General features: G+C 64.2%; 6 protein-coding genes, 1 tRNA gene and 1 pseudogene. All 8 read right to left on the bottom strand.

Annotation, left to right across the window (positions count from 1 at the left end; genetic code table 11):
- Nucleotides 1-993 (bottom strand): annotated as a pseudogene (locus I71_RS03930) (DNA-directed RNA polymerase subunit beta); the annotation flags it as partial.
- A gap of 247 nt (nucleotides 994-1,240) precedes the next feature.
- Nucleotides 1,241-1,618, bottom strand: a complete 378-nt coding sequence (gene rplL / locus I71_RS03925; RefSeq protein WP_014246882.1) for a 50S ribosomal protein L7/L12 — start codon at nucleotides 1,616-1,618, stop codon at nucleotides 1,241-1,243.
- 58 nt (nucleotides 1,619-1,676) lie between these two features.
- Nucleotides 1,677-2,201 (bottom strand): 50S ribosomal protein L10, encoded by a 525-nt coding sequence (gene rplJ, locus I71_RS03920; RefSeq protein ID WP_014246881.1) that lies wholly within the window; start codon nucleotides 2,199-2,201, stop codon nucleotides 1,677-1,679.
- Nucleotides 2,202-2,508: 307 nt separating this feature from the next.
- Nucleotides 2,509-3,216 (bottom strand): 50S ribosomal protein L1, encoded by a 708-nt coding sequence (gene rplA / locus I71_RS03915; protein WP_042690904.1) that lies wholly within the window; start codon nucleotides 3,214-3,216, stop codon nucleotides 2,509-2,511.
- A gap of 4 nt (nucleotides 3,217-3,220) precedes the next feature.
- Complete coding sequence (gene rplK, locus I71_RS03910) at nucleotides 3,221-3,655, bottom strand: 50S ribosomal protein L11 (RefSeq protein ID WP_042690902.1); 435 nt, start codon at nucleotides 3,653-3,655, stop codon at nucleotides 3,221-3,223.
- Between the two features lie 158 nt (nucleotides 3,656-3,813).
- Nucleotides 3,814-4,344: a transcription termination/antitermination protein NusG gene (gene nusG, locus I71_RS03905; protein WP_012973192.1), complete on the bottom strand. Its 531-nt coding sequence runs from the start codon at nucleotides 4,342-4,344 to the stop codon at nucleotides 3,814-3,816.
- A 3-nt stretch (nucleotides 4,345-4,347) separates the two neighbouring features.
- A complete protein-coding gene (gene secE, locus I71_RS03900) occupies nucleotides 4,348-4,545 on the bottom strand; it encodes a preprotein translocase subunit SecE (RefSeq protein ID WP_014246876.1) in 198 nt (65 codons plus the stop codon).
- Nucleotides 4,546-4,616: 71 nt separating this feature from the next.
- A tRNA-Trp gene (locus I71_RS03895) sits at nucleotides 4,617-4,692 on the bottom strand.
- Nucleotides 4,693-4,719: the final 27 nt, after the last annotated feature.

Genomic DNA, 4,719 nt, shown 5'->3' with positions numbered 1-4,719 from the left:
GGCGAAGTAGCGGCCGGTCAGCTCTTCGGTGGAGACCTGCTGTTCGGTCAGGTCGCCTTCGACCAGCTTCTTGATGGCGCGCGGCGTCATCTTGGCGCCGGCCTCGGCGACGATGGCGCCGGTGGCGGCATCGACCAGGTCGGAGACCAGCTTGACGCCCTTCATGCGCTCGGCGCTGAACGGGGTCTTCCAGCCGCCGGCGGAGCGGGAGTAGGTGATGGTGTCGTAGAAGTAGTTGAGGATCTCTTCCTTCGACATGCCCTGCGCCTCGTAGGGCAGCAGATCCTTGCGGTTCGCCTTGCGCTCGGCGCGCAGAGCCTCGGTATCCGCGCCGTCCAGAGCGAACAGCAGCGTGGTGGCCGGCAGCTTGCGGCGGCGGTCGATGCGCACATAGACGAGATCCTTGGCGTCGAACTCGAAGTCGAGCCAGGAACCGCGGTAGGGGATGACGCGGGCGGCGAACAGATACTTGCCCGACGCGTGGGTCTTGCCCTTGTCATGGTCGAAGAAGACGCCCGGCGAGCGGTGCATCTGCGAGACGATGACGCGCTCGGTGCCGTTGATGATGAAGGTGCCGTTGGCCGTCATCAGGGGCATGTCGCCCATGTAGACGTCCTGCTCCTTGATGTCGCGGATAGACCGGAGGCCGGTGTCCTCCTCGACGTCGAACACGGACAGGCGCAGGGTGACCTTCAGCGGGGCGGCGAAGGTCATGCCACGTTGCTGGCATTCCTCGACGTCGTATTTCGGCTGCTCAAGCTCGTACTTGACGAAATCCAGCACCGCGCGGTCGGAGAAGTCCTTGATCGGGAAGACCGACTTGAAGACTTCCTGCAGGCCCAGGTTCGCCCGCTTTTCCGGGGCGACGTCCATTTGCAGGAAGTGATCGTAGGAGCTGCGCTGCACCTCGATGAGGTTGGGCATCTGGGTGACTTCCGGGATGCGCCCGAAGCTCTTCCGAACACGTTTACGACCCGTAAAGGATTTGGCCATGGATGTCCCCAAACGTCTGTACGTGATGCGCGTTATACCGACCGTTCAACCGACCGTGGGATCGAGCCGACTGGTGTCGACCGGTCCCGAGGGCGCCCGCGCGGGCCATCCCCATGATGGGGACGGAAAGAGCCGGGCCGGGCAAGCCCGGTCCGGCGGAAGGCAGAAAACGCCGTGCGGCGGCCGGCTCCCTGGGGAACCGACCGCCGTCCGGCTTGGTACTGTGTGCTTCGTACGCAACAAGGTCTTACTTAATATCGACCTTGGCGCCGGCTTCTTCAAGCTGCTTCTTGATCTTGGCGGCCTCGTCCTTCGTGGCGCCTTCCTTGACCGGCTTCGGAGCGCCCTCGACCAGGTCCTTGGCTTCCTTCAGGCCCAGGCCGGTGATCGCACGGACTTCCTTAATCACGTTGATCTTCTTGTCGCCGGCGTCGGCGAGGATCACCGTGAATTCGGTCTGCTCTTCGGCCGGAGCGGCAGCGGCAGCGGCCGGGCCGGCGGCGGCGACGGCCACCGGAGCGGCGGCGGAGACGCCCCACTTCTCTTCGAGGAGCTTCGACAGCTCGGCGGCTTCCAGGACGGTCAGGGCCGACAGGTCGTCGACGAGCTTCTGCAGATCAGCCATTTTACTACTCCAAACAACTTGAGTTCTGGGGATGGAAAAAACGAGTGACTAGGCCTGGTTAGGCCGCCGCCTCGTCGTCCTTCTTCGCGTAGGCAGCCAGCACGCGGGCGACCTGGCCGCCCGGAGCCTGGAGAACACCGGCGATACGGGTCGCCGGGGTCTGGATCATGCCCACGAGGCGGCCACGCAGTTCGTCCAGCGACGGGAGCGAGGCGAGGGCCTTGACCCCCTCCGCGTCCAGAATCTGGGTGCCGAGGCTGGCGCCGACGATCTTCAGCTTCTCGTTGGTCTTCGCGTAGTCGGCCACCACCTTGGCGGCCGCAACGGGATCCTTCGAGAAGGCAATCGCCGTCGGTCCCTTGAAGAGACCGTCCAGACCTTCGAACTGCGTCCCCTGAAGGGAACGACGGGCGAGCCGGTTCTTCGTCACTTTGAAGCTGGCGCCAGCAGCCCGAACCTTCGCACGCAGGTCGGTGACTTCCTTCACCGTCAGGCCCAGATGGTGGGTGACCACCACCAGGCCCGTGTCCTGGAGCTTCGATTGCAGAGCCGCGATCGTCGCTTCTTTTTGTGTACGATCCACGGATCGCCTCCTTGCACAGAGGTGTACATGGACCACCGTCCCCGAAGGGCCGGAGATCCGGCGAACCTGTCCCAGAAGTCAAGCCGTTCCTGAACCGGACAGGTCGCCGAGGCGGCCGGGCCGGAGGGGTAAACGGGTTCAACTCCTGTCTGCGCGGGTGAATTTTAAGCCCTTCCCTTTCCTTGCGGTCGGGGACGGACACCAGCGGTCTCGGACAGGGGTGGGGCGGGCGCCCTTGAGGTTTCCCCCGCGGGCAGTCCACCCGGTCACCGCCGCTGCCCGAGGACAGCGACAGCGAAAACGGTCATCAGGCGGCGGCCGGAGCCGACACGCTGGCGAGGTCGAGCTTCAGGCCCGGACCCATCGTCGACGACAGGGAGACCTTCAGCAGGTACTGGCCCTTGGCGCCGGCCGGCTTGGCACGGGTGATGGCATCGACGAAGGCGCGGATGTTCTGGACCAGCGCCTCTTCCGAGAAGCTGACCTTGCCGACGCCGGCATGGACGATACCGGTCTTCTCCGCACGGAACTCCACCGCGCCGGCCTTGGCGGCCTTGACGGCGCCGGCCACGTCGGGGGTAACGGTGCCCAGCTTCGGGTTCGGCATCAGGCCGCGCGGGCCGAGAACCTTACCGAGCTTGCCGACCACGCCCATCATGTCGGGCGAGGCGATGCAGCGGTCGAAATTGATGTTGCCGGCCAGGATCTGTTCGGCGAGATCGTCGCCACCGACCACGTCGGCGCCGGCGGCCAGGGCCTCATCGACCTTGGCGCCGCGGGCGAACACCGCCACGCGGACGGTCTTGCCGGTGCCGTTCGGCAGGTTCACGACACCGCGGACCATCTGGTCGGCGTGGCGCGGATCGATGCCGAGATTCATCGCGATCTCGATGGTCTCGTCGAACTTGGCCTTGGCGGCACCCTTGACCAGGGTCACGGCCTCTTCCAGCGCGTAGAAGTTGTCGCGTTTTACGCTCCTGTAGGCGTCGGTCAGACGCTTGCCCAGCTTCGCCATAGGATCAGCCCTCCACCACTTCGAGGCCCATCGAGCGGGCGGAACCGGCGATCATGCTCGCGGCGGCTTCGACGTCATGCGCGTTCAGGTCGGCCATCTTCTTCTGGGCGATCTCGCGGATCTGCGAGGTCGTGACCTGGCCGACGAAACCGCCCTTGCCGGGGGTCGTCGAACCCTTGTCCTTGCCCGAAGCCTTCTTGAGGAAGTAGCTGACCGGCGGGGTCTTGGTCACGAAGGTGAAGGTGCGGTCGCCATAGGCGGTGATGACCACCGGAATCGGCATGCCGACTTCCAGGTCCGCCGTCTTGGCGTTGAACGCCTTGCAGAACTCCATGATGTTCAGGCCGCGCTGACCGAGCGCCGGACCGATGGGCGGCGACGGGTTGGCCTTGCCGGCCGGGACCTGCAGCTTGATGTAACCGACGATTTTCTTCGCCATCTCACAACCTCCTGGGACGACGCTTACGCCCTGGACCGGATGGTCCGGCTCGGCGTCGCGGGGTTTTGCGGTTCGGCCATGGCGAGCCTCCCGCAACAGAATGGAGCCACCGATGCAAGCACCGGCAGCTCCGACTCAAAAACTTTGGAACCGTTCGCTCAGATCTTTTCGACCTGCGTGTATTCCAACTCAACCGGCGTGGACCGACCGAAGATCGACACCGCCACCTTGAGGCGGGACTTCTCTTCGTCGACTTCCTCGACGACACCATTGAACGAGGTGAAGGGACCGTCGCTCACTCGAACCTGCTCGCCCACCTCGAAGGTGATCGACGGCTTGGGGCGCTCAAAGCCTTCCTGCACCTGATGGATGATCCGCTCGGCCTCACGCTGGGAAATTGGCTGCGGCTTGCCGCCACCACCCAGGAAGTCCGTAACCTTCGGCGTATTCTTCACCAGCGACCAGGATTCGTCGGTCAGGTCCATCTTGACGAGGACATAGCCAGGGAAGAACTTGCGTTCGGTGTTGATCTTGGAACCCCGGCGCACCTCGACCACCTCTTCGGTCGGGACCAGGATTTCCTCGAACTTGTCTTCCAGACCCTTCTGAGCCGCCTTTTCGCGGATGGCCTGGGAAACCTTCTTCTCGAAACCGGAATAAACGTGAACGACGTACCAGCGCGCAGCCATGTCTTAGCCTCCCAGCCCAAGGATCAAGCGAACGGCAACCGCCAGCACCTGATCGACGACGAGGAAGAACAGGGCGGCGAGCACGACCATGACGAACACCATGGCGGTCGTGATGCCGGTTTCCTTGCGGGTCGGCCAGGTGACCCTGGCTACCTCGCGGCGGACCTCGCGCGCGAATTCTGCGGGATTGACTTTAGCCATCGTGCGAACCGTGCGAGCTCCGGAGCGACTGTAAGGGCGCCGCTTTGACCCTGATCGTTATTGGGACGGGATGGCAGGAGTGGAGGGGCTCGAACCCCCAACCCCCGGTTTTGGAGACCGGTGCTCTACCAATTGAGCTACACTCCTATCTCCGTCCGACCACACCTTTCGGCG

It is taken from the genome of Azospirillum sp. B506 (assembly GCF_000333595.1).
In the GTDB taxonomy this organism is placed as follows: domain Bacteria; phylum Pseudomonadota; class Alphaproteobacteria; order Azospirillales; family Azospirillaceae; genus Azospirillum.
Note: the sequence above shows the minus strand (reverse complement) of the source record. Positions and strands in the feature narration are given on the sequence as shown.

Excerpts from the sequence above, each read along its gene's own strand:
- nusG (WP_012973192.1), bottom strand. The coding sequence starts at position 4,344 with ATGGCTGCGCGCTGGTACGTCGTTCACGTTTATTCCGGTTTCGAGAAG.
- rplL (WP_014246882.1), bottom strand. The coding sequence starts at position 1,618 with ATGGCTGATCTGCAGAAGCTCGTCGACGACCTGTCGGCCCTGACCGTC.
- rplK (WP_042690902.1), bottom strand. The coding sequence starts at position 3,655 with ATGGCGAAGAAAATCGTCGGTTACATCAAGCTGCAGGTCCCGGCCGGC.
- rplA (WP_042690904.1), bottom strand. The coding sequence starts at position 3,216 with ATGGCGAAGCTGGGCAAGCGTCTGACCGACGCCTACAGGAGCGTAAAA.
- secE (WP_014246876.1), bottom strand. The coding sequence starts at position 4,545 with ATGGCTAAAGTCAATCCCGCAGAATTCGCGCGCGAGGTCCGCCGCGAG.